Origin of the sequence: Oerskovia sp. NPDC057915, from assembly GCF_042887685.1 — a bacterium.
Taxonomy (GTDB): domain Bacteria; phylum Actinomycetota; class Actinomycetes; order Actinomycetales; family Cellulomonadaceae; genus Oerskovia.
Genome location: NZ_JBHVOS010000014.1, coordinates 44071 through 68389 on the forward strand (window position 1 = coordinate 44071; position 24319 = coordinate 68389).

General features: G+C 72.2%; 20 protein-coding genes. 12 read left to right on the forward strand and 8 right to left on the reverse strand.

What is annotated here, in order from left to right; genetic code table 11:
• Positions 1-88 precede the first annotated feature (88 nt).
• Positions 89-988, reverse strand: a complete 900-nt coding sequence (gene purU, locus ACFVQ3_RS10930) for a formyltetrahydrofolate deformylase (RefSeq protein ID WP_387638635.1) — start codon at positions 986-988, stop codon at positions 89-91.
• 407 nt (positions 989-1395) lie between these two features.
• Here purU and ACFVQ3_RS10935 point away from each other — a divergent pair, with 407 nt between their 5' ends.
• From ACFVQ3_RS10935 to ACFVQ3_RS10950, 4 genes are all read left to right on the forward strand, one after another.
• Positions 1396-2694, forward strand: coding sequence for an extracellular solute-binding protein (locus tag ACFVQ3_RS10935; RefSeq protein ID WP_387638637.1), 1299 nt, complete (start codon positions 1396-1398; stop codon positions 2692-2694).
• The gene (locus ACFVQ3_RS10940; RefSeq protein ID WP_387638639.1) at positions 2694-3665 is read left to right on the forward strand and encodes a carbohydrate ABC transporter permease; all 972 of its coding nucleotides are present in this window, start codon (positions 2694-2696) and stop codon (positions 3663-3665) included. The genes ACFVQ3_RS10935 and ACFVQ3_RS10940 overlap by 1 nt, the downstream gene beginning before the upstream one ends.
• Before the next feature lie 185 nt (positions 3666-3850).
• Positions 3851-4651: a carbohydrate ABC transporter permease gene (locus tag ACFVQ3_RS10945; RefSeq protein WP_387638803.1), complete on the forward strand. Its 801-nt coding sequence runs from the start codon at positions 3851-3853 to the stop codon at positions 4649-4651.
• A 68-nt stretch (positions 4652-4719) separates the two neighbouring features.
• Positions 4720-5232: a GNAT family N-acetyltransferase gene (locus ACFVQ3_RS10950; RefSeq protein ID WP_387638641.1), complete on the forward strand. Its 513-nt coding sequence runs from the start codon at positions 4720-4722 to the stop codon at positions 5230-5232.
• A gap of 57 nt (positions 5233-5289) precedes the next feature.
• On the opposite strand, the gene ACFVQ3_RS10955 is transcribed toward ACFVQ3_RS10950, so the two are convergent.
• From ACFVQ3_RS10955 to ACFVQ3_RS10980, 6 genes are all read right to left on the reverse strand, one after another.
• Positions 5290-6198: a family 16 glycosylhydrolase gene (locus ACFVQ3_RS10955; protein ID WP_387638644.1), complete on the reverse strand. Its 909-nt coding sequence runs from the start codon at positions 6196-6198 to the stop codon at positions 5290-5292.
• Position 6199: 1 nt separating this feature from the next.
• Complete coding sequence (locus ACFVQ3_RS10960) at positions 6200-7420, reverse strand: glycoside hydrolase family 26 protein (RefSeq protein WP_387638646.1); 1221 nt, start codon at positions 7418-7420, stop codon at positions 6200-6202.
• Positions 7420-7785: an STAS domain-containing protein gene (locus ACFVQ3_RS10965; protein ID WP_387638648.1), complete on the reverse strand. Its 366-nt coding sequence runs from the start codon at positions 7783-7785 to the stop codon at positions 7420-7422. Before ACFVQ3_RS10965 ends, ACFVQ3_RS10960 begins: the two co-directional genes overlap by 1 nt.
• Positions 7749-9836 (reverse strand): glycosyltransferase family 2 protein, encoded by a 2088-nt coding sequence (locus ACFVQ3_RS10970; protein WP_387638650.1) that lies wholly within the window; start codon positions 9834-9836, stop codon positions 7749-7751. The genes ACFVQ3_RS10965 and ACFVQ3_RS10970 overlap by 37 nt, the downstream gene beginning before the upstream one ends.
• Positions 9837-10325: 489 nt before the next feature.
• Positions 10326-11093 carry an ATP-binding cassette domain-containing protein gene (locus tag ACFVQ3_RS10975; RefSeq protein ID WP_387638652.1) on the reverse strand — a complete coding sequence of 256 codons (768 nt, stop codon included), beginning with the start codon at positions 11091-11093 and terminating at the stop codon, positions 10326-10328.
• Positions 11094-11178: 85 nt separating this feature from the next.
• A complete protein-coding gene (locus tag ACFVQ3_RS10980) occupies positions 11179-12432 on the reverse strand; it encodes an ROK family transcriptional regulator (RefSeq protein WP_387638655.1) in 1254 nt (417 codons plus the stop codon).
• Positions 12433-12705: 273 nt separating this feature from the next.
• On the opposite strand from ACFVQ3_RS10980, the gene chvE reads away from it, so the two are divergent.
• The 7 genes from chvE to ACFVQ3_RS11015 all read left to right on the forward strand — a co-directional run bounded on the left by chvE (position 12706) and on the right by ACFVQ3_RS11015 (position 22127).
• Positions 12706-13833, forward strand: a complete 1128-nt coding sequence (gene chvE / locus ACFVQ3_RS10985) for a multiple monosaccharide ABC transporter substrate-binding protein (protein ID WP_387638805.1) — start codon at positions 12706-12708, stop codon at positions 13831-13833.
• Between the two features lie 143 nt (positions 13834-13976).
• Positions 13977-15527 carry a multiple monosaccharide ABC transporter ATP-binding protein gene (gene mmsA / locus ACFVQ3_RS10990; protein ID WP_387638657.1) on the forward strand — a complete coding sequence of 517 codons (1551 nt, stop codon included), beginning with the start codon at positions 13977-13979 and terminating at the stop codon, positions 15525-15527.
• Positions 15524-16696 (forward strand): multiple monosaccharide ABC transporter permease, encoded by a 1173-nt coding sequence (gene mmsB, locus ACFVQ3_RS10995; protein WP_387638659.1) that lies wholly within the window; start codon positions 15524-15526, stop codon positions 16694-16696. Before mmsA ends, mmsB begins: the two co-directional genes overlap by 4 nt.
• Positions 16697-17305: 609 nt before the next feature.
• The gene (glyA, locus tag ACFVQ3_RS11000; protein ID WP_387638662.1) at positions 17306-18589 is read left to right on the forward strand and encodes a serine hydroxymethyltransferase; all 1284 of its coding nucleotides are present in this window, start codon (positions 17306-17308) and stop codon (positions 18587-18589) included.
• A gap of 112 nt (positions 18590-18701) precedes the next feature.
• A complete protein-coding gene (locus ACFVQ3_RS11005) occupies positions 18702-19592 on the forward strand; it encodes a bifunctional methylenetetrahydrofolate dehydrogenase/methenyltetrahydrofolate cyclohydrolase (protein ID WP_387638664.1) in 891 nt (296 codons plus the stop codon).
• 111 nt (positions 19593-19703) lie between these two features.
• The gene (locus ACFVQ3_RS11010; protein ID WP_387638667.1) at positions 19704-21197 is read left to right on the forward strand and encodes an MFS transporter; all 1494 of its coding nucleotides are present in this window, start codon (positions 19704-19706) and stop codon (positions 21195-21197) included.
• A gap of 126 nt (positions 21198-21323) precedes the next feature.
• Complete coding sequence (locus ACFVQ3_RS11015; RefSeq protein WP_387638670.1) at positions 21324-22127, forward strand: exodeoxyribonuclease III; 804 nt, start codon at positions 21324-21326, stop codon at positions 22125-22127.
• A 167-nt stretch (positions 22128-22294) separates the two neighbouring features.
• On the opposite strand, the gene ACFVQ3_RS11020 is transcribed toward ACFVQ3_RS11015, so the two are convergent.
• Positions 22295-23590 carry an MFS transporter gene (locus ACFVQ3_RS11020; protein WP_387638673.1) on the reverse strand — a complete coding sequence of 432 codons (1296 nt, stop codon included), beginning with the start codon at positions 23588-23590 and terminating at the stop codon, positions 22295-22297.
• 53 nt (positions 23591-23643) lie between these two features.
• Between ACFVQ3_RS11020 and ACFVQ3_RS11025 the strand changes: the two genes are divergently transcribed.
• On the forward strand, positions 23644-24234 hold the full coding sequence (locus tag ACFVQ3_RS11025) for an ArsR/SmtB family transcription factor (RefSeq protein ID WP_387638676.1): 591 nt from the start codon (positions 23644-23646) through the stop codon (positions 24232-24234).
• The last annotated feature ends 85 nt before the right edge of the window (positions 24235-24319 follow it).

Consider the following 24319-nt stretch of genomic DNA (forward strand, 5'->3'; position numbering starts at 1 on the left):
CTCGGGACAGCCCGAACTGCACACTCGACGCGCCGCAGTGGCGCCTCGCGGCAGCGCCTCGCAGTGGCGCCCCGCAGCCGCGCGCCCGTCAGCGGAAGACGATCGTCCGGTGCCCGTCGAGCAGCACACGGTGCTCGGCGTGCCAGCGCACGGCCCGTGCGAGCGTGCGGCGCTCGACGTCCTCGCCCAGCGCGACGAGGTCCTCGACGGCCCGCGAGTGGTCGACACGCTCGACGTCCTGCTCGATGATCGGCCCCTCGTCGAGGTCGCCCGTGACGTAGTGCGAGGTGGCGCCGATGAGCTTGACGCCCCGGTCGTGCGCCTGGGCGTAGGGGCGGGCGCCCTTGAAGCTCGGCAGGAACGAGTGGTGGATGTTGATGACCTGGCCCGACAGGTCGCGGCACAGGTCGTCGGACAGGATCTGCATGTAGCGCGCGAGGACGACGAGCTCGACGTCGAGCTCGGCCACGAGCTCGCGCAGGCGGTCCTCGGCGGCGGCCTTGGTGTCGCGCGTGACGGGCACGTGGTGGAATGGCTTGCCGTAGAACGCGGCGATGTCCTCGAGGTCCCGGTGGTTGCCCACGACGCCCACGACCTCGATCGGCATGCCCTGCGAGCGCTCGCGGTAGAGCAGGTCGACGAGGCAGTGCGCGGCCTTGGACACCATGACGAGCGTGCGCACGCGGCGCCCGACCACGTCGAGGTTCCACGTCATGTCGAACGCCTCGATCACGGGGGCGAGGGCGCCCTCGAGCTCGTCGCGCGACGCGGTCGACTCGACCTGGACGCGCATGAAGAACAGCCCGGACAGCGGGTCGCCGAACTGCTGCGACTCGGTGATGTTGCCGCCGTGCTCGGCGAGCGTCCCCGTGACGGCGTGCACGATCCCCGGACCGTCCGGGCAGGACAGCGTGAGGACCCAGTGGGTCGGCGTGGACGCGTCGGGCGCGCCGGAGGCGGAAGCGTTCGGGAGAGAGGTGCTGGACACGGTCCCAGGGTAGCCGCGCCGTCGCTCGACCAGGGGCTCCGTCCGGGCCACGCTCGACCTGTGCCCGCCCCGCGCGTCGGGCAGAGTCGCCCAGCGCCCGGCCCGCGCGTCGGGCGGAGTCGCCCGCACCTGGCCCGCGCGTCGGGCGGACTCGCCCCGCGCACCCGGCCAGCGCGCCCTGCTCACGCAGCGGATGGGCCGGGCCAGGTGGCGCCCGCGCCGGGACGAAAAACCTCACATCACCCGTTTCCGGGCAGACCCTCCGACTAATTGGCAACAAAGTTGTCTTCCATTGTGCAGTGCGCAACGGAGCGCGCCACGACGTGGACCGCGCCGCGAACAGGTGCATAACCTCCCGGAACCGGCGCCACCGACGACGCCGGCCCCGAGTCGATGACGGAGTCGATATGAAGAAGTCCCGCCTGGCGGCGTTCGGCGTCGCCGCCGTGCTGGCCCTGACGGCCTGCGCCCCCACCCAGTCCACGATCACCGAGGCCGAGAACGACGAGAGCACGGGGACGCTGCGCGTCTGGCTCTTCGCCGAGGTCAACCAGGACCCCAAGGCGGCCGTGGTCGACGAGGCCGTCGCCGAGTTCGAGGCCGAGCACGAGGGCGTCGAGGTCGACGTCCAGTACATCCCCGTCGACACCCGCGCCGAGCGCTTCAACGCCGCGTTCAACGACCCGGCCTCGGCCCCCGACGTCGCCGAGTTCGGCAACACCGACATCGCGGCCTACGTCGCCGCGGGCGGTCTCGCGGACGTGACCGAGGAGGTCGCGGCCTGGGACGAGTCGGGCGACCTGACCCCCTCGATCGCCGCCACGACCGAGATCGACGGCGCGACCTACGGGGTCCCCTGGTTCATCGGGGTCCGCGCGCTCTACTACCGCACGGACGTCTTCTCCGAGCTGGGCCTCGCGGTACCGAAGACCCTCGCCGAGATCGAGACCGCGGCGCGCGCGATCCGGGCCGCCAAGCCCGAGATGGTCGGCATCGCGGCGGGCGGCGCCTACCAGTACGCGGCCATGCCGTTCCTGTGGGCCGGCGGGGGAGCGCTCGCGACCCAGGGCTCCGACGGTGCGTACACCTCGGCGCTCACCACGCCCGAGTCCCGCGCGGGCGTCACGGCGTACACGAACCTCCTCGCCGACGACATCTGCCCCTCGGCCCTGTGCGCCGAGTGGACCGGCAGCGCGAGCGTCCAGCAGTTCGTCGCGGGCACCGCGGGCATGGTCGTGGGCGGTGACTTCAACCGCAAGGCCGTCGACGAGTCGGCCGTCGGCGCCACCTACGCGATCGTCCCGCTCCCGGGCGAGAAGGCCGGTGAGGTCGCCCCCGCGTTCGCGGGCGGCAACAACCTCGGCGTCTTCAAGAGCACCGAGCGCAAGTCCCTCGCGGTCGACTTCATGACGCTCCTGGGCGGGAAGAAGTACCAGGAGAAGATGTTCGACGCGATGGGCAACCTGCCCACGTTCACCGACGTCCAGGAGAAGGTCGCGGCGGCGACGCCCGCGATCGAACCCTTCACCGCGACCCTCGCGGCAGGCACCGAGTTCGTCCCCTCGACCCCGGCGTGGACCCAGATCGACGCCCAGGGCGACATCAAGACCATGCTCCAGACCGTCGCGACGAAGCAGGCCACGGTCGAGCAGGCCACCGAGACCGCGGCCGCCGCGATGGACAAGGCGTTCTCCGAGGCCCCCTGATGACCTCGCTCACCACCGCACCGGGGGCGGGCAGCACGTCCGCCCGCCCCCCGCGCCCCGCGCGTCGCTCCCGGACCGGGACCTCCCGGCTCGAACCGTGGGTCTACCTCCTGCCGGCCGCCGCGATCCTCGTCGGCCTGCTCGGGTACCCGCTCTACCAGCTCGTCGTCACGTCGTTCTACGACTACCGCCAGGCCAACGTCACCGGCGGCGCGCCGCTCGAGTTCCTGGGGCTCGGCAACTACGCCCAGCTGTTCGGGGACGCCAAGTTCTGGACGGTCCTGCTCAACACCACGGTCTTCGCGGCCGGCTGCGTCGTCGCGACCCTCGCGCTCGGTTCGGCGCTCGCGGTCCTCGCGACCCGGGTCAGCCGGTGGGTGCGCTCGGTCCTGTTCCTCGCGGCGCTCGGCGCGTGGGCGACGCCCGCGATGACGGGTTCCGCGGTCTGGCTGTTCCTGTTCGACCCGACGCTCGGGCTCGTCAACAAGACCCTCGTCGACGTCGGCCTGTCGGGCTTCGCGGGGCACTCGTGGACGGCCGAGAAGTGGCCGGCGTTCGCGCTCGTGGGCGCCGAGGTCGTGTGGTGCTCGTTCCCGTTCGTGCTGGTCACGGTCTATGCGGGCATCCTCGCGATCCCGAGCGAGCTGCTCGAGGCCGCTCGCCTCGACGGTGCGTCCATGCCGCGCATCGCGCGCTCGATCATGGTCCCGATGCTGCGGCCGATCATCATCATCGTCACGATCCAGTCGATCATCTGGGACTTCAAGGTGTTCACGCAGATCTACGTCATGACGAACGGTGGCGGCATCGGCGGGCAGAACCTCGTCCTCAACGTGTACTCGTACCAGCAGGCGTTCGCGTCCAACCTTTACGGGCTCGGGTCGGCGATCGGCGTCGTGATGACGCTCCTGCTGCTCGGGGTCACGCTCGTCTACCTGCGCCTGCTGCGCCGATCAGGGGAGGTCCTGTGAGCACCAGCGTCACCGCCGGCACGCCCGACGCCGGAGCGTCCGTCGGGCGCGGAGCCTCACCGTCCGCCGTGCGGGGCACGGGCACCCCGGACGCCGGGGCGACCACCTCGCGGGGCGGGACGGGCGCCGCGGGTGCGCGGCGCCGTCGGGCGTGGAAGAACCCCGGCTCGGACGTCGCGGCGCTCCTGGTCGCCCTCGTCGTCGCGTTCCCGCTCTACTGGATGGTCCTGTCGGCCCTGCGACCGAAGGCCGCGATCGACGCGGGCGACGCGTCGCTGTTCACGACCGATCTCACGCTCGACTCGTTCGTGCGGGTCCTGACCGTCAACGACTTCGGGCGGTTCTTCCTCAACTCGCTCGTCGTGGCCCTGGCCGTGGTGGTCCTCTCGACGGTCTGCGCGTTCCTCGCGTCCGTCGCGCTCACGCGCTACCGGTTCCGCAGCCGCACGACGCTGCTCGTGATCGTGCTGATCGCCCAGATGGTGCCCATCGAGGCCCTGACGATCCCGCTGTTCTTCCTGTTCCGGAACATGGGGGCGAGCGTCCCCGCGATCGGGCTCAACCAGCTCGGGTCGCTCGTGCTGGTGCACCTCGCGTTCTCGATCCCGTTCGCGATCTGGATGCTGCGCGGCTTCGTCGCGGCCGTCCCGGCCGAGCTCGAGGAGGCGGCGCGGATCGACGGGGCCAAGAGCTTCCGGTTCGTGCGCTCGATCCTGTTCCCGCTCGTGTTCCCGGGCGTGGTCGCGGTCAGCGTGTTCTCGTTCATCTCGACGTGGAACGACTTCCTGTTCGCCAAGACGTTCATCATCTCGGCGCAGGAGAACCAGACGCTGCCGCTCGCGATCCTCACGTTCTTCAAGGACGACCAGAACGACTGGGGCGCGATCATGGCGGGCTCGGTCATCATGACGGTGCCCGTGCTGATCTTCTTCGTGCTCGTGCAGCGGCACCTGGTGTCGGGGCTGGCGGGGGCGGTGAAGGGCTAGGTGAGACGGTCACCGTTCCACCCGCGGACGTGCACCGCGAGGCGGTCCGTTTCTGACACGATGGGACCATGACCGACACGCCGATGACCATGGACCTCGTCACGGACGAGCACGCTGGGGAGCTCCTGACGCTCCGCCGGGCAGCGTTCGTCACCGAGGCGCAGCTCTACGGGGACCCGAACATCCCGCCGCTCACGCAGACGCTCGCCGAGCTCAAGGCGGACCTCGCGACCAAGGGCGTCATCACGCTCGGGGCGTGGCAGGGGCCGCGACTGGTGGGGTCGGTGCGCGTGGAGATCGAGGGCGGCAAGGCTACGCTCGGTCGGCTCGCGGTGGCCCCGGACCTCCAGGGGCGCGGGATCGGCACGCAGATGCTCTTCGCGGTCCTGCCGCACCTTCCTGAGGAGACCACTGAGATCTGGGTCTTCACGGGCAAGGACTCCAAGCAGAACCTGGAGCTGTACACGCGCCACGGCTACGAGGAGCAGTACGACAAGGCTGCGGGCGACCTCACCTACACGTACCTGCGTCGCATCCTGGGCGAGGCCGAGGCGCGCAACGCGAGTGACGCCCAGGACTGATCCCCGCCGAGTCGCCGACGAGGCGCGTCCCCACCCGGGGGCGCGCCTCGCGCGCGTCTACGGCTCGTCCCACGCGTACGCCCGCACGTGGTCGACGAGCATGCGCGCGGGCAGCGGGGTGCTCTCGTCGGGCGGGCCGGGCCAGTCGCCGCCGACCGCGAGGTTGAGCAGCAGGAAGAACGGGTCGTCGAATACCCACGGGTCGTCGCCGACGTCGGCCGGGGTCTTGCGCGAGTACTCGACGCCGTCGACGTACCAGGTGATCGCGTCCGGGGCCCAGTCGACCGTGAAGGTGTGGAAGTCGTCGGCGACGTCCTGACCGCCGGGGAGCGTGAAGGACGCGTGGACGGCGTCCGCCCCCGAGTACCCGGGGCCGTGCAGGCTGCCCCACACCGTGCCGGGCTCCTGGCCGACGTTCTCCATGACGTCGAGCTCGCCGCTCACGGGCCACGGCTCGGTCGTGAAGATGTCCTGCCCGAGCATCCAGAACGCGGGCCAGGTGCCCTGCCCTCCCGGGACCTTGATGCGTGCCTCGAAGCGCCCGTACTGCTGGGTGAAACGGTCCGCGGTGATGAGCCGGGCCGAGGTGTACTCGCAGCGCCCGTAGTGGCACCAGAGGTCGCCGGGGTTCTCCCGTCGGGCCGTGATGACGAGGTGTCCCTCGCCGTCGGTCGAGGCGTTGCCCGGGTTGTCGGTGTAGTACTGGAGCTCGCCGTTGCCCCACCCGCTGCCGCCCGTCTCGAGGCGCCAGCGCGAGGGGTCGGGCGGGGCGCCGGCCTCGCCGTCGAACTCGTCGGCCCAGGTCAGGGGCCCCGGCGGGGCTCCCATGCGGGTCGCCCCGGGTCCGGACGCAGGCGGCCCGACGGCGGCGGCCGTCAGGGTGGCGAGGCCCACCACGACGAGCACGGCGGCCACGAGGACGCTCGGGCGGGTCGGGCGAGCGGCCCGGCGCAGGGTGGACGACATCTCACTCCTCGCAGGTCGAGACGTCCTCGGCGTAGCGCAGCCACGACGGGAGGTCGGCGACGAACGCGTCCCGGACGTCGGGCGCGCCCGCGGCCCGCCAGTCGACGTCGTCGTCGATCTCGATCTCGTACTTGTCCCACTCGAACCAGTTCACCATCTTGAGCTGCGGGAACCGTTCGTGGGTCTCGGACGAGAACACCTGCCGCCACCAGGCGCGCTTGATGTCGAGCTCGGCGGCCCCGCCGCGCGAGGGCGTGTAGATGGCGGCGGTCTCCGGGACGGCGACCGGGTGCCCGTGCTCGACGCCGTACACCGTGTAGAAGTCCGGCACGGCGGCGTCGTCCCCGGCAGTGCCCACGTACGTGCCCGTCAGCATCGCGAGGAACTTGCCGTCCTCGGGGACCTCGTTGTTGCCCCACGGGCGCTGGTTTCCCCAGTGGTAGAGCGAGACCCCGACCCAGTCCACGGCGTCGTCCCCCGGGAAGTAGGGCAGGTAGCTGTCGTCGGCCATGGTGACCGTGCCGTCGTGGTCCGTGTCGAGGGCCGCGTAGTCGGCCGACCCCGGGAGCGCCGCGAACTGCCCGCCCGTGAACGGGTAGCCGCCGCCGTAGTTGGGCGCCCACATCATGGCCGTGCCCGGTGCCTCGGCATGGACCGCCGCGGCGACCCGGCGGAACGTCTCGACGTACGCCGTCGGCTGCTGGCCCCACGCGTACCAGGAACCGTTCATCTCGTGCGCGAACCGCAGCACGACCGCGACCCCCTGCTCGTTGACGTCCCGCAGGTCGTCGGCGAGCGTGGCGATCACGTCGTCCGACATGGCCGCGAGGCCTGCGTGCGGTTCGAGGGTCAGGAGCAGCACGCCCCCGTTGGCCTTCATCTGGGTGACCGCGCTGACCGTGTGCTCCCAGGTCTCGCGGTCGTAGGGGACGTCGGAGAACTGGACGGCGACGGCCGGGGCGTGGTCGAGGTAGGCCCGGTGCTCCTCGAGGGTCTCCGACGCCCAGTCGAGGTTGACGCCCAGCAGCGTGCCGTCGTCGGGCACGATGCTCGCCGCGTCCGCGGTGCACGCCTCGGCAGCAGGCGCCTCCGGCGCGGGGGGCGGGCCGGCCACCGCGAACCCCGCACCGACCGCCCCGACGCCCGCGAGCATGACCACGAGCGGCGTCACCAGGCCCGGCCTGCGGCGGCGGCCGCCCGTGCCCGGGAGGTAGAACGTCATCAGGAGGCCCGGGACGCGAGCAGCCCCCGCGCCTCGTCGTGACCGCCGTAGATCCGCGCGACGGCGTCGAGCCCCAGAGCCGTGAAGGCGTGCCGGAGCGCGGTCGACGCACCGAAGAGGCGCAGGTCGCCGCCGCGCGCGCGGACCACGCGCAGCAGGTCTAGCAGCCCCGCGACGCCCGACGGCGAGACGCCCTCGACCCCCGAGACGTCCAGCAGGACGAGCACGGGCCCGTCGGCGACCGCCTCCGTGACGGGGACGCGCAAGGACAGGACGGTGGCGGCGTCGAGCCGACCGCCGGGAAGGTCGACGCTCGTGACGGGGTGGCTCAGGGTGAGGACGGGTGCGCTGACGAAGGCGGCCATGGCGAGCTCCTGGGGACGTGGCGGACGGTGAGGTCGAGCGGGACTTCCGTCGGGTCGAAGGCGGTCGGGGAGGTGTCGTCGTTGCTGTCGAGCGCGTCGCCCACGGCCTGGGCCGCGAGGAGCGCGACGGACGGGGGAGTCGGGTCCGTGACCGAGTCACCGGGGCCCGTGTACCGTGCTGCGCGCAGCGCGGCGGACAGGAGGGCGAGGTCGACCGCGACCCAGCCCAGGGTCAGGAACGTGGCAGGGGCCGAGGCCTCGCCCGCGAGCATCCGGGCGACGCCGACCGCACAGGCCACGAGCAGGACGACGGTCACGACGACCTGCGGCAGCACGTGCCGGTACCCCGTGCCCGTGGCCTGCTTGGTCTTGGACGTGACGGAGAACGCGACGTGCCTGCCGAGGAACACCGCGGAGGCCCCCGAGAGCGTGGCCGCGATCCACGTCGGGAACAGCGCGAAGGACATCTGCTGCCCGCGCCACAGCCCGCGGCTGCCCCTGCCGGACACCTGGAAGAGCAGCTGGCAGGCCACGAAGAACGGCAGGAAGTGCAGGAAGAACAGCGCCGGGTCGGCGTGCAGCGGGAACACGCCGAGCGTCAGGAAGAGCACGGGCGCCGCGAGGTACACCAGAGCCGCGAACCCGCTCAGGTAGCTCGTCATGGTGCCCAGGTACATGAGCCGCTGGGCGAGCGAGAGCCCACGGACCAGGAGCGGGTTGTCCCGGAAGAAGACCTGCATCGAGCCCGTGGCCCAGCGCAGGCGCTGCGACAGCGCCGTGCCGACGTCCTCGGGCGCGAGCCCGTGCACGAGCACCTCGTGGTGGTAGACGCTCGTCCACCCCATCGCGTGCAGGTGCATCGCCGTGGCCATGTCCTCGGTGATCGTGGTCGTGTCGAGCGGGTTGATCGTCAGGGCCTGGTCCGTGCGGGCCACGTCGACCCGCTCGAGGACACCGTCGAGCTCGGCGAGCAGCTCGCCCGCGACGTCCTCCGGGAGCGCTCCGCCCCCAGGCGTCCCCGTGGCGCCCGCCGGCGCCACCGCGACCACGCCCGTGCCCGACGCCGAGGGCGCGCCCGGCGCGTGGACGAGGGCCGCGGCGAAGGCAGAGCGCAGCTCGCCCGTGATCTCGGCGAGCACGTCGCCACGCCGGAACTGCCCCTCGGCCCGGCGCACCGCAGCCAGCGCCTGCTCGGCCACGGGCATCGCCGCGGGCTCACGGACCGCGAGCTGGCTCAGGAGGTCCTGGAGCCGTGACCGGCCCGCCCGGAGCGCGGCACGCATCGCGCCGCGCGCGTCACGCGAGAACCGGGTCAGCCCCAGCGCCATGAGGGCCTCGCGCCGCAGCACCGCGTTCGACCCGCAGAAGAACGCCGCACCCCACCCGTCCTTGCCCTGCTGGATCGGGCCGTAGAACAGCTCGGCCTGGGTGCCCAGCGGGTCGCTCGGAGGGACGTTCCAGAAGTGCTGCGGCGTCTGGACGAACGCGACCTCCTCGTCCTCGAAGTACCCCAGGACCCGGTCGAGGAACCGAGGCTCGGGCACCTGGTCCGCGTCGAGGATCGCGACGAGGTCACCGCTCGTGCGGAAGAGCGCGTTGTTGACGTTGCCCGCCTTGGCGAACCGAGGACGGCCCTCCCACTCGGGTCCGCGCGTGATGTACCCGACCCCCACGCGGGAGGCCGCGACCTCGAGCTCGGGCCGGTTCCCGTCGTCGAGGATCCACGTCGCGTGCGGGTACGTCATGTCGCGCGCCGCGATCGCGGTCCGCAGGACCAGGTCCACGGGCTCGTTGTACGTCGTGACGAACACGTCGACGCTCAGGCCCTCGGGCGCGGGTGGAGCCGGTGCCCGGCGCCTCGCGTTCCACATGGTCAGCGCGTACAGGACCGTCTCGCCCAGGCTGTACGTCTCCGCCAGGACCAGGGGCACCGCGACCCACCAGGCGTCCCACGCCACGGTCCCCGTCCAGCGCCACCCGATGTACACGAGCCCGAAGGCCACCGCGACCACGGCCAGGAGCCGCACCGCGGCCAGTCTGCTGCTACCCATGCGTTCTCCTCCGCCGGACGACGAGAGACGGCAAGTCGGGACCGGGTCGGCGTGCGGCGAGAAGACCGGCGCACGGCGGCTCGAGAGCGGCGGCGGCGATGACGTCGGGACGGGCAGTGACACCCCTGCGTGCCTGTCACGACGGCGGGCGGTCCGGTCGAGCGGGACCCCCGGCGGTGTCGTGCCTCGAATGTAGAGCGGGTGAAGTTCGCAGGGGAAGCAGTGCGCGAGCCGGTCTGCGAGGTTCGTCCGGTCTGCGCCCACATCTCCACAGGCCGGCAACCCGGCGGTAACGCTGGGTCACACGGGCTTGCGCGCCGTTCACCACGACGACACGTCGGGGCGCTCGCGGCAGCGCACCTTCACGCGTGGGCGTGGGCGTGGGCGTGCGTGGGTGCTTGCCTGGACGGGGCCCGGGCGCTGACGGGATGCGCGCGGGACCCGGACGGGGCGTGCGCGGGACCCGGACGGGCCCCGCAGCCGTCCCCGTCAGGCCAGCCGGGCCGCCCGGCGCGGAGCGACGACGGCGCCCGTGATCGCCGCGATGATCTCCTCGTAGCTCGTGCCGGGCCCGGAGAACGAGCCGTTGTTGCGCCCGTGGCGCAGGACCTCGATCCGGTCCGCGACGGCACGCACGTCGGTCATGTTGTGGCTGATGAGGATGACCGCGTGCCCCAGGTCGCGCAGGCGCTCGATGTGGGTCAGGACCTCGGCGGTCTGCGACACCGACAAGGAGGCCGTGGGCTCGTCGAGCACGACGATGCGCGGGTCGCCGAGCAGCGTGCGCGCGATCGCGACGCTCTGCCGCTGGCCGCCCGACAGGTCGGAGACGCGCGTGCGGACCGAGGGGATGCGGGACGTGAGGTCCCGCAGGATCCGGCGTGCGTTCTCCTCCATCGCGGCCTCGTCGAGCCGCGGGCCGTGGCGCAGCTCGCGCCCCAGGTAGAGGTTGGACACGACGTCGAGGTTGTCGCACAGAGCGAGGTCCTGGAAGACCGTCGCGATGCCGAGCGCGTGCGCGGCCGCCGGGTTGGGGATGGTGACCGGGACGCCGTCGGACTCGATGATGCCCGCGTCCGGGACGAGGACGCCCGCGATGACCTTGGCGAGCGTCGACTTGCCCGCGGCGTTGTCGCCGACGAGCGCGACGACCTCGCCGCGGTGCACCTCGAGGTCGATCCCCTCGAGCGCGCGGACGGCGCCGAAGGACTTGTCGATGCCGTGCAACGACAGTGCGGGGAGGGTGGAGCTGCTCACGTTCTGTCACCTGTTCGTGCTCGGGCGCCCGGGGGCGCCGTCGTGCCCGCCACGTCGTCGTGGCGAGACGGTCGTGCGGTCGCGGTCATGGGCGGTCCCCCGGGGACGGGGGCCCGGCGTCCCCTGCGGCGACGAGGCCCACGGGACCCGGCGCCCCCGGGGCGAGGCGGACGTCGCTCGTGACGTCGGTCGACTGGAGGGCGAGCGCGAGCGCGCCCATGACCTCGGCGCGGGCGCCGAGCTCGCCCAGCACGACCTCGACCGGGGCGATCGTGTTGGGCACGAGGTGGCGCCGGACCGCGTCGCGCAGGGGGCCGGCGAGGATCTCTCCGGTCTCGGCGAGCTCGCCCCCGACGACGATGACCTGCGGGTTCATGGCGCTCGCGAGCGTCGCGACCGCGATGCCGATGCGGTCGCCCGCGTCGGCCACGACGCGACGGCACCCCGGGTCGCCCTCGAGCGCCCGGGAGATGACGTCGCGCAGGGTCAGGTCTCCGTGGCTCGTGCGCAGCAGGTCGAGCAGCGCGTTGGAGCCGACGACGGTCTCGAGGCAGCCGCGGTTGCCGCAGCGGCAGATGGGGCCGGCGGGGTCCACCTGGACGTGCCCGATCTCGCCCGCGGTCCCCGCGTACCCGCGGTGGACGTGCCCGCCGACGACGACGCCCGCCCCCGTCCCGTACGAGACCCGGACGAACACCGAGTCGCGGTAGGCGCGGGCCGCCCCGAGCTCGGCCTCGGCGAGCGCGGCGAGGTTCGCGTCGTTGTCGACGACGACGGGGCGCGCCAGGCGCTTGGACATGACCTGTCCGACGTGCAGGTCGTCCCAGCCGCGCATGATGCCGCGCACCGAGATCATCCCGGTCGAGATGTCGACCGGGGCGGGCAGGGCCATGCCGACGGTCAGGAGCTCGTCGGTCGAGGCGCCGATGCGTTCCAGGAGGTCCATGACGAGAAGCGCCGCACGGTCCAGCCCCGTGTCGACCCGGTGGTCCACGGGCAGGGGCATCTGCTGCTCGGCGACGATCGTGCGGCCGAAGTCGCCGAGCGCGACCTTGAGGTGGCGGTGCCCGAACTGGATGCCCGCGACGAGGCCGAGCTGGCGCGCGAGCGTGACCTTGAGGGCGCGGCGTCCGGAGCGCGAGGTGGGTCGGGTGTCGACGACCCCTGCCTGGGTCAGCTCCTTGACGATGGTCGAGACGGTCGCCGTGGACAGTCCCGTGGCCTCGGCGAGCTCGACCTGGGTGAGGCCGCCGTAGCGCTTCACCGCATCCACGATGCGCGTTCGGTTCGCTTCTCGGAGTGAGGTCTGCGAGCCGGGTGTGGACCGGTCGTTGTTCACAGGCAGCAGCGTACACGCTGGTGAGGGCCGGAGAACCGAGGCGACACGGGGGTTTCCTGGGGGCGCGGCGGTGGTACCGCTTCCACTCTGAGTTTGAGTCTCGAACACAATTAGGTCACGAACTGGTTACTGCGCTTGACGCTCGAACTCAAGCCTGGCTAGTTTCGCTCCAGTGCCGACCGAGGCAACGCGGAACCCCCTCCGCGGCTCGGAGGCGACGCGGGCCTCACAGCCGAGGCTCGCCCCCTGGTTCGACGACGAAAGGGAATGACGATGACGTCAATGCGCAAGGCGGTCGCGGCTGCCGCTGGGATGACGCTCCTGTTCGGTGCCCTCACGGCATGCAGCTCCGAGCGTGCGGGCAGCGAGTCGGGCGGCGGCGAGACCGGCGGAGGCGACACGCCCCTGATCGGCATCGCGATGCCGACCCGCAGCCTCGAGCGCTGGAACAACGACGGCGCCCACCTCGAGGAGCTCCTCGGCGACGCCGGTTACGAGACCACGCTCCAGTACGCGGACAACAAGGTCGACCAGCAGATCACCCAGCTCCAGAACATGATCAACCAGGGTGCCGACGTCCTGGTCATCGCCTCGATCGACGGCACGGCCCTCGGCCCGGTCCTCGACGCGGCCGCCAAGGAGGAGATCCCGGTCATCGCGTACGACCGCCTCATCAACGACTCGGAGCACGTCGACTACTACGCGACGTTCGACAACGAGAAGGTCGGCACGCTCCAGGGCGAGTTCATCGCCGAGCAGCTCGGCCTCGAGGGCGGTGCCGGACCGTTCAACCTCGAGCCCTTCGCCGGGTCGCCCGACGACAACAACGCCCGCTTCTTCTTCAAGGGCGCCTGGGACGTCCTGACCCCCTACGTCGAGTCGGGCCAGCTCGTCGTGCCCTCGGGCAAGGCGCCCGCCACGGTCGACGACTGGACCACCATCGGCATCCAGGGCTGGGAGTCCGCCAAGGCCCAGTCCGAGATGGAGAACCGCCTCAACTCGTTCTACACGGACAAGAAGGTGAACGTCGTCCTGTCGCCCAACGACTCGCTCGCGCTCGGCATCGAGCAGGCGCTCGAGGGCAGCGGCTACTCCGCCGGTGAGGGCTGGCCGCTCGTCACGGGCCAGGACGCCGACGAGGCCAACGTGAAGAACATGCTCGCGGGCAAGCAGGCCATGACGGTCTGGAAGGACACCCGCACGCTCGGCGACCAGGTCGCCAAGATGGTCCAGCAGATCGTCGACGGCAAGGAGGTCGAGGTCAACGACACCGAGACCTACGACAACGGCGTGAAGGTCGTGCCCTCGTTCCTCCTCGACCCGCAGGTCGTGACCGCCGACACCGTCCAGACGACGCTCGTCGACTCCGGCTTCTACACGGCCGACAAGCTCGGCCTCTGACCGGACGCACCGTGCCCGGCCCCGGGGCAGCAGTCCCGGGGCCGGGCACGGTCCGCGCAGCACGACGGGCGAGACGGTCGTCCCCGCCGCGGCACCTCCGCGGCGACGGGCCACCACGGAACGGACGAGTGAGGAGCTGACCCATGGCCAGCGAGAGCAACATCCTCGAGATGCGGGGGATCACCAAGGAGTTCCCCGGCGTCAAGGCCCTGCAGGACGTCACGCTGGACGTGCGCCGGGGCGAGGTCCACGCGATCTGCGGGGAGAACGGGGCCGGGAAGTCGACCCTGATGAAGGTGCTGTCGGGCGTCTACCCGCACGGCACCTACGAGGGCACGATCGTCATGGACGGCGAGACGTGCGAGTTCAGGACCATCCGCGACAGCGAGGCCCGCGGGATCGTCATCATCCACCAGGAGCTGGCGCTCGTCCCGCACCTGTCGATCGCGGAGAACATCTTCCTCGGCAACGAGAAGGCCTCCGCGGGGATCGTCGACTGGCACCGCACCACGAGCGAGGCCGCGGCCCTGCTCGAGCGCGTCGGCCTGTCCGAGAACCCCGCGACCAAGTCGATGGACATCGGCGTCGGCAAGCAGCAGCTCGTCGAGATCGCCAAGGCGCTGTCGAAGCGCGTGGACCTGCTCATCCTCGACGAGCCCACCGCGGCGCTCAACGACGAGGACAGCGCCCACCTGCTCAAGCTCATCGACGAGTTCCGCAGCCACGGGATCACCTGCATCATCATCAGCCACAAGCTCAACGAGATCGCCGCGATCGCCGACCGCGTGACGATCATCCGCGACGGCGCGACGATCGAGACCCTCGACCTGCACGGCGACGAGCCCGTGACCGAGGACCGCATCATCCGCAGCATGGTCGGGCGCTCGCTCGACAGCCGCTTCCCGGACCACGAGCCGACCATCGGCGAGGAGGTGCTGCGCATCGAGGACTGGACCGTGCACCACCCGATCGACACCGAGCGCGTCGTCGTCGACCACGCGAACCTGCACGTGCGCGCCGGCGAGATCGTCGGCATGGCCGGGCTCATGGGGGCCGGGCGCACCGAGCTCGCGATGAGCGTGTTCGGACACTCCTACGGGGCGAAGATCTCCGGGACCGTCTACAAGAACGGTGCGCCCATCCGGACGCGCAGCGTCTCCGAGGCCATCGGGCACGGGCTCGCGTACGCGACCGAGGACCGCAAGCGGTACGGCCTCAACCTCATCCAGACCATCCGGGAGAACATCTCGGCCTCCGCGCTCGGCAAGGTGTCCCGCTGGGGCGTCGTCGACTCGCAGGCCGAGACCCAGGTCGCCGAGCGCTACCGCACGGACTTCCGGATCAAGGCGCCCACGGTCGAGGCGATCGCCGGCAAGCTCTCGGGCGGGAACCAGCAGAAGGTCGTCCTGTCGAAGTGGGTGTACTCCGACCCGGACGTCCTCATCCTCGACGAGCCCACGCGCGGCATCGACGTGGGCGCCAAGTACGAGATCTACGCGATCATCAACGCGCTCGCCGACGCCGGCAAGGCCGTCGTCGTCATCTCCTCCGAGCTCCCCGAGCTCATCGGCCTGTGCGACCGTGTCTACGCGATGAGCCAGGGCCGGATCACCGGCGAGGTGGCGCGAGCCGACGCCACCCAAGAAGCACTGATGCACTACATGACCATGGACAAGGGAGTCGACGTCCGATGAACGCCGTCAGGGAATACCTCGGCCGCAACGTCCGCCAGTACGGCATCGTCGCGGCACTGCTCGTGATCGTCCTGCTCTTCCAGGTCCTCACCGACGGGCGCCTGCTCTACCCGAACAACGTCGCGAGCCTCATCCAGCAGAACGCCTACGTGATGATCCTCGCGATCGGCATGGTCATGGTGATCGTCGCCGGGCACATCGACCTGTCGGTCGGTTCGGTCGTCGCGTTCGTCGGCGGGCTGTGCGCCATCATGATGAGCCAGTGGGAGCTGCCGTGGCTGCTCGCCGTGGTCCTGTCCCTCGGGGTCGGGGCGCTCGTCGGGATGTGGCAGGGCTTCTGGGTCGCGTACGTCGGGATACCGGCGTTCATCGTGACTCTCGCGGGCATGCTCATCTTCCGCGGCCTCGCGATCGTCCTGGTCGGCACCACGGTCGCGGGCCTGCCCAGCGGCTTCATCGCGATCAGCAACGGGTCGGTGCCCAACTGGTTCGGGTTCGTCGGGAACCTCGACGTCGTGACGCTCGCGATCGGCGGGATCGGCATCGTGGCGTTCGCCGTGGCGCAGTGGCGCTCGCGGACGTCGCTGCGGCGCCACGACCTCGCGGTCGAGCCGCTGCCCGCGTTCGTCGTCAAGATCGTCCTGGCCGCGGTGCTGATCGGGGTCGTGACGTACTGGCTGTCGCTCAGCTCGGGCGGTACGCCGATCGTGCTGCTCATCGTGGGCATCCTCATCATCGCGTACTCGTTCGTCCTGAACCGCAGCGTGTTCGGCCGCCACATCTACGCGATCGGCGGCAACCGTCACGCGGCCGTGCTGTCGGGAGTGAACTCGCGCCGCGTCGACTTCGGCATCTTCGTCAACATGGGCGTGCTGGCCGCGGTCGCGGCCGTCATCACGACCTCGCGTGCCGGTGCCGGTGTGGCCGCTGCGGGCATGAACTACGAGCTCGACGCCATCGCCGCGTGCTTCATCGGCGGCACCGCGGTCGCGGGTGGCGTGGGCCGTGTGTCGGGCGCCATGATCGGTGCGCTCATCATGGGCGTGCTCAACATGGGCCTGTCGATCATGGCCGTCGACGCCGCCTGGCAGCAGGCGATCAAGGGTCTCGTCCTGCTCCTCGCGGTCGCGTTCGACCTGCTGAGCAAGAGGCGCGCCGCGCTCTCCTGAGCCGGTGACCAGGAGGTGGCACGGGGGAGGGCGCACACCCTCTCCCGAGGTCACGGACCAGCGGGGTGCGTGCGGTGGGGACCGCACGCACCCCGCTGCGTCGTGCAGGACCCGACGGCGCCGCTCACCCCGTGCGCGCGCCGCCGCCCCGCCCGGCCCCGCCGAGGACGCCCCGCCCCGCAGACGGTGACGCCCCGCTCCGCCGAGGGCGACGCCCCGCTCCGCCGACGGTGACGCCCCGCTCCGCCGAGGGCGACGCGCCGCCCGCCCGAGGGTGACGCACCCGTCGCCCGACGGTGACGCACCCGCCCGACGCGCGCTCCGCCGTCGGGCAGGAGGAGCGACACGGCGTGACGGCCGCCACTGCCGCCCCCGCGCGGACGTGGGCTAGGATCGTGCACGTCGCGACTGGCGCACCCGCGCCCCGCACGCCGCCCCCCGGGGAGGCCACGGGACGGACGGGAATGGTGGATCACCACCGGGGAGCGGCATGCTGTGTAGACGACGGGTCGTTCGCCTGGGCCCCGGGTCGCCCCCTGTGGGGAGCGTGCCCGGACGGGGCACGCCCTCCCGCGAGACCGTCATCCGCAGACGCACCCAAGGAGACGCATGAGCGCTCAGCCGAACGTCCTGAACCAGTCCCTGCTCGAGGTGGACCCGGAGATCGCCGCGGTCCTCGACGGGGAGCTCGCGCGTCAGCGCGACACCCTCGAGATGATCGCCTCGGAGAACTTCGTGCCGCGCGCGGTCCTGCAGGCGCAGGGCTCCGTCCTCACGAACAAGTACGCCGAGGGCTACCCGGGCCGCCGCTACTACGGCGGCTGCGAGCAGGTCGACATCGCCGAGAACCTCGCGATCGCGCGCGCCAGGTCGCTGTTCGGCGCCGAGCACGTGAACGTCCAGCCGCACTCGGGCGCGACCGCGAACGCGGCCGTCCTGCACGCCCTCATCAACAAGGGCGACAAGATCCTCGGTCTCGAGCTGGCGCACGGCGGCCACCTCACGCACGGCATGAAGATCAACTTCTCGGGCAAGCTGTACGACGTCTCGGCGTACGGCGTGGACCCGCAGTCGTACCGCATCGAGATGGACGAGGTCCGCAAGACGGCCCTCGAGACCCGCCCCGACGTGATCATCGCGGGCTGGTCGGCGTACCCGCGCCACATCGACTTCGCGGCGTTCCGCGAGATCGCGGACGAGGTCGGCGCCAAGCTCTGGGTCGACATGGCGCACTTCGCCGGCCTGGTCGCCGCGGGCCTGCACCCGTCCCCGGTGCCCTTCGCCGACGTCGTGTCCTCGACGGTCCACAAGACCATCGGCGGCCCGCGCTCGGGCTTCATCCTCTCCAAGGAGGAGTACGCCAAGAAGATCGACTCCGCCGTGTTCCCGGGCCAGCAGGGCGGCCCGCTCATGCACGTCGTCGCCGCGAAGGCCGTGTCGTTCAAGATCGCGGGCTCCGACGAGTTCAAGGACCGTCAGGAGCGCACGCTGCGCGGCGCGAGCATCATCGCGGACCGCCTGGCCCAGCCCGACGTCGCCGAGAAGGGCGTGTCCGTCCTCACGGGCGGCACCGACGTGCACCTGGTCCTCGTGGACCTGCGTCACTCGGAGCTCGACGGCCAGCAGGCCGAGGACCTCCTGCACACCGTGGGCATCACCGTGAACCGCAACGCCGTGCCGTTCGACCCCCGCCCGCCGCGCGTCACGTCGGGCCTGCGCATCGGCACGCCCGCGCTCGCGACCCGTGGCTTCGGGGACGCCGAGTTCGCGGAGGTCGCCGAGATCATCGCGGCGGCCCTCAAGGCCGGTGCCGGCGCGGACGTCGAGGGCCTGAGCGCTCGCGTGCGCAAGCTGACGGCCGACTTCCCGCTGTACCCGGGACTGTCGCAGTAAGTCACGCACGACCCGCTGAGTGCGGAGCAGCTGTCGTGGATCCGGCCGATCCGCGACAGTTGCTCCGCACTCAGCGGTCTGTTCGCCCCCGCCAGACCCCGAGGAGCCCCCCATGACCGCGCAGATCCTGGACGGCAAGGCCACCGCCGCCGCCATCAAGGCCGAGCTCAAGACCCGACTCGTGACCCTCGCCGAGCACGGCGTGGTGCCGGGCCTCGGCACCCTCCTGGTCGGCGACGACCCGGGCTCGCAGTGGTACGTCGCGGGCAAGCACCGCGACTGCGCCGAGATCGGGCTCTCCTCGATCCGCGAGGACCTTCCCGCCGAGGCCACGCAGGAGGAGATCGAGGCCGCGGTCCGCCGCCTCAACGAGGACCCCGCGTGCACCGGGTACATCGTGCAGCTCCCGCTCCCGAAGGGCATCGACACCAACCGCGTGCTCGAGCTCATCGACCCCGACAAGGACGCCGACGGCCTGCACCCGACCAACCTTGGGCGCCTCGTGCTGCGCGTCAACGAGGACGTCACGTCGCCGCTGCCGTGCACGCCGCGCGGCATCATCGAGCTCATCGAGCGCCACGGCGTCTCGCTCGCGGGCAAGGAGGTCGTCGTCGTGGGGCGCGGTGTGACCGTGGGCCGCTCGATCGGCCTGCTCCTCACGCGCCGCGCGGTCAACGCGACGGTCACGCTCACGCACACGGGCACCCAGGACCTGGCCTCGCTCGTCCGGCGGGCCGACGTCGTCGTGGCCGCGGCGGGCGTCAAGGGCATCATCACGCGTGACATGGTCAAGCCGGGTGCCGTCGTGATCGACGTGGGCGTCTCGCGCGAGGTCGACCAGGAGACGGGCAAGAGCCGTGTCGTGGGCGACGCCGACCCGGCCGTGGCCGAGGTCGCGGGCTGGATCTCGCCCAACCCCGGCGGTGTCGGGCCCATGACCCGCGCGATGCTGCTCGCGAACGTCGTCGACTCGGCCGAGCGCGCGGCGGGCATCACCGGCTGACGCCCGACGCGGAGGGTTCGACGGGACGGGCGCGACCTGCGGGTCGCGCCCGTCCTGTCGTCTCCTGACGTCCTGTCGTGCGGTGGCGCCGCGCAGGACTAGTGTTCCGCCATGACCCCCGCGTCCCGGGCAGGGGGAGACGACGGCATCGCGGCCCTCGTCCCTGCGCCTCTCGCCGTCCCCTCGCCCGTCCGGCGCGCCCGCCGCAGCGCCACGGCCGCGTACGCGGCGCAGGGCTTCGGCTTCGCCGTGATGCTGACCAACGTCCCGACGTACGAGCGCTACCTCGGCATCGGCCCCGACGTCATCACGCTCGTGATCCTCGGGGTCTGCGTGTGCGCGGCGACGGGCAGCGCGCTGTCCGGGTGGCTCGCGGCCCGGTTCGGGTCGGCGCGCGTCGTGACCGGTGGGCTCCTGGTGGCGGCGGCGGGGATCCTCGCGGTCGGGCTGAGCGCGGGGGCGGGTCTGCTCGCGACGTTCTTCCTCGCGTTCGCGGTGTACGGCCTCGCGCTCGGGTCGGTCGACGCGTCGACGTCGATGCAGGGCATCGACGTGCAGCGCGCCTACGGGCGCAGCCTCATCGCGGCGTTCTTCGCGGCCAACGCGGCGGGCGGGGTGGTGGGGTCGCTCGCCGTCTCGGGGGCCGCGGCCCTGGGGCTCGCGCTGCCCGTGTCGCTCGCGCTCGTCGCTGCGGTGGTCGCGGTGGTGGTGCTCGTGCTGCGGGCCGGGTTGCTCTCGCGGACGGCGGCGGTCGCGGTCGCGGGTTCGGTCGAGGGCCTGGCCGGATCCGGGGCCGGGGCTGGGGCCAGTGCCGGGGCCGGTGGCCGCGAGGTGCCCGACGGCGCCGCTCCCGTCACAGGGCCGGGCGCCGGGTCCGCGGTGGACGGGTCGGGCGAGGTGGTGGCCGGTGCTGCCGGGGTCGCCGGCGTCGGCGCGCCCCGCACGCCCGGCGCACGTGGCGCGACCGGCATGGTCGGCGCGGGGACCGTGATCGTGCTGGGCATCGCGATGCTGGCCTTCCCCGTCGCGGACTCCGCGGTCTCGAGCTGGGGTGCGACCTTCCTGCAGGGCGTGCTCGGGGCGAGCGCCGTCGTCGGGCCGCTGGGGTTCGGCGCCTACCAGGCGACCCTCATCTGCTCGCGGCTCCTGGGCGACCGGGCGGTCGAGCGCTGGGGGCGTGTGCGGGTCGTGGCGCTCGGCGGGTCCGTGGGGGTCGTGGGGCTCGGGCTCGTCGCGGTCTCACCCGCCTGGCCGCTCGCGGTGCTGGGGTTCGCCGCGACCGGGCTGGGGCTCGGAGTCGTGGCGCCCATGGCGTTCTCGGCCGCGGGCGACCGGGCGGCCGAGGCCGTCGCGGGGGTCGCTGCCCCCGGGGCGCGCACGGACCTCCCGACGGTCGAGGACGCGACCGACCGCGCGGTGGCCCGGCTCAACGTCTTCACGTACGTCGGCGCGGTGCTCGGTGGGGCGATGACCGGGGTGTTCGCGACGACCGACGCGCTGCGCGCAGGGTTCGGCGTGCTCGCGGTGCTGGCGCTGGCGACGGTCCTGCTCGCGGGGAGGTTCCGCGAGGCGGTGCTGCCTCCCGACGCGCCGGGACGAGCGTGAGGTGAAGTGCCCGCTCCTTGCGGCACGAGCGGGGTGACCGCGACGTACGGGCGACCGGCGCAGCCGTGACCAGCGTCTCGCCGTGCGGTTTTCGCCCGTGTGGGTGGCGTGGGGTTTGATGTCGAGGTGCTCACGATCGCCACAGCAAATGTCAACGGTATCCGCGCCGCCTACCGCCGGGGGATGGACGCCTGGGTCGCGTCGCGCACCCCGGACGTCATGCTCCTGCAGGAGGTGCGCGCGCCCGACGAGATCCTGAACGAGCTCGTCGGCGAGGGCTGGCACATCGCGCACCAGGCGTGCGACATCAAGGGGCGAGCGGGCGTCGCGGTCGCGTCACGGCTGCCCGTGACGGCCGTGCGGGTCGGGCTGGGCAAGGGGGAGCCGGAGCCGCCCGTCGACACGGGCCGCTGGGTCGAGGCCGACCTCGAGCTGCCGTCGGGCGAGAAGCTGACGGTGGTCTCGACGTACATCCACTCGGGCACCGCGGGCACGCCCAAGATGGACGAGAAGTACGCCTACCTCGAGAAGGTCACCGAGCGCCTGCGCGAGCTCTCGACCGCGGGCGGGCTCGCGGTCGTCGCGGGCGACGTGAACATCGCGCACAAGAACGTCGACATCAAGAACTGGAAGGGCAACCAGAAGTCGGCCGGCTTCCTCCCCGAGGAGCGCGCCTACCTGGACACCTGGATCGACGAGCTCGGCTGGGTGGACCTCGGACGCAAGCACGGCGGCGAGGGGCCCGGACCGTTCACCTGGTGGTCGTGGCGCGGGCAGGCGTTCGTCAACGACGCAGGGTGGCGCATCGACTACCAGCTCGCGACGCCCGCGCTCGCCGAGCGTGCCGTCAAGGTCGAGGTCGACCGCGCCGACGACTACGAGAGCCGCTGGAGCGACCACGCCGCGCTGGTCGCGACGTACGACCTCTGACGGGTCGGCCTGGGACGCCTCGGTCGCCGGTCGCCGGTCGCCAGGCCGGACGGCCCGGTCCGGCCCGGCGGCCGCGCCTCGTGCGCGGCGCCGAGGTGCGAGCGGCGGGTGCCGAGGTGCGAGCGGCGGGCGCCGAGCGCCGTGCAGCGAGCGGCGGGCGGCGTGCATCAGTCGTGGGCCGGGACGGGCAGCCCGGTCATGCGGGACAGCGGTGACAGCAGCACGGGCAGCGCCCCGAGCGACATGACGAGCGCCCCGACCCACAGCGCGGGTGCGACGCCCCACACGGTCCCGATCCACCCGCCGAGCAGGCCGCCGAGCGGGATGGGGCCCCACACGAGGAACCGGGCCGAGGCGTTCATACGCCCCAGCAGCGCGGGCGGGCACAGCCGTTGGCGGAAGCTCACCTGCGCGACGTTGTAGACGACGACCGCGAGGTTGAACACGAAGCCCCCGGCGACGAGCACTGCCGGCACGAGAGCGTCCGCGGCGCCCGTGGTCGCGACCCAGGCCGCCGCGGGCGTGATCGCGTAGGCGATGCCCGAGAAGACCGCCGAGACCGGGATGATGCGCGCGGCGCCGACCCAGCGCGCCGCCCGGTCGGCCAGGACGGCGCCGAGCAGCCCGCCGGCGGCGCTCGCCGAGAGCACGACGCCGTAGGTCGCCGTCCCGACGTCGAGCGTGCGCAGCGCGAAGATCACCACGACCGCGTTGCCGATCGCGCCGCCCAGGTTGCTGAGCGACGTGCACGCGAGGATGCGGCGGAGCAGGGGCTCGCTCGCGACGAACCGCAGCCCCTCTGCGATCTCGGTGCGCAGGGGGCGTCGGGCTGCCGGGTCGGGGAGGTCCTCGTGGTGGCGGATCCGCGAGACGGCGAGCGCGCTCGCGAGGTAGGTACCGACGGTCGCGACCATGACGAGCGGTGCGGACAGGACCCGCAGCGCGACGCCGCCGATCGCCGGCCCGGCGATCATCGCGACGGACTGGGTCGCCTGGAGCTTGGAGTTCCCTTCGACGACGTGGTCGAGCCCGACGAGCCCGGGGACGTAGCTCTGGTGCGCGACGTCGAAGAAGAGGCTGAACGTGCTGATGACGACTGCCGCACCGATGAGCAGGCCCATGCTCGCGTGGCCGGTCAGGGCGGCGACGACCACGACCGACAGGATCGCTGCGCGGGCGAGGTCTGCGGCGACGAGGACCCGGCGCTTGCGCATGCGGTCGACCCAGGCCCCTGCGGGCAGGCTGAGCAGGAGGAACGCTGCGGTCTCGGCGGCGTTGAGCGCGCCCATCTGCCACTCGGTCGCGTGCAGGTGGGACACGGCGAAGATCGGCAGGACGAAGCCGGTGAGCTGTGCGCCGAGCTGGCCGAGTGCGTCACCGCCCCACAGGCGCCGGAAGTCGCGGTGGTGGACCAGGCTGCGCGAGGGAGAGCCGGTGGTCACGAAAGGCTCGTCGGACGTCATGGGGTCAGCCTGCGGTAAGTGATTGAGGAATGTCAATCGGTTAGCCTGTGGGGGTGACCCCCGATCGCACGGCCTCGCCGGCACCGCCCCCGTCCCGCGGTTCCGGCGTCCACGCGCCGACCGCAGAGCTGCCCACGACCGGCGGTTCGGACGCCGAGCGGGACGCCGACGCACGTGCCCTCGCGTCGAGCCTCCGGGTGCGCATCCTGCGCATCTGCCTCGACGAGGCGCGCACCAACAAGGAGATCGCCCAGGCGCTCGGCAAGAACCCGGCGACGACGCTCCACCACGTCCGGACGCTCGTGGCGCGCGGGTTCCTGACGGCGCAGCCCGAGCGCACCGGAGCGCGGGGGGCGCGGGAGGTGCCGTACCTGGCGACGGGCAAGTCCTGGACCGCGGACCTGGGGCCCGGGGGTCACCGGGTGCTGCTCGACGCGTTCCTGGACGAGCTGGCCGCGGCCGATCCTGCGACGGTCGACATGGGCAGGCTCGGCCTGCGGCTCGACGCCGCGGGGCGCGAAGAGCTGTCGCGGCGCCTCAACGAGGTCCTCGAGGACTTCCGGCAGCGCGAACCGGCGGCGGGTGGCGAGCCGTGGTCGGTCTTCGTCGCGATCCACCACGACGCGAGCCGCGACCCGCGCTGAGCGTGGGCTTCGGTGACGAGGAGCCCGACCTCGCGGCGTCCCGCGCACCCGGGGTGGTCGCAGAATCTGTTGACCAACATGCGAC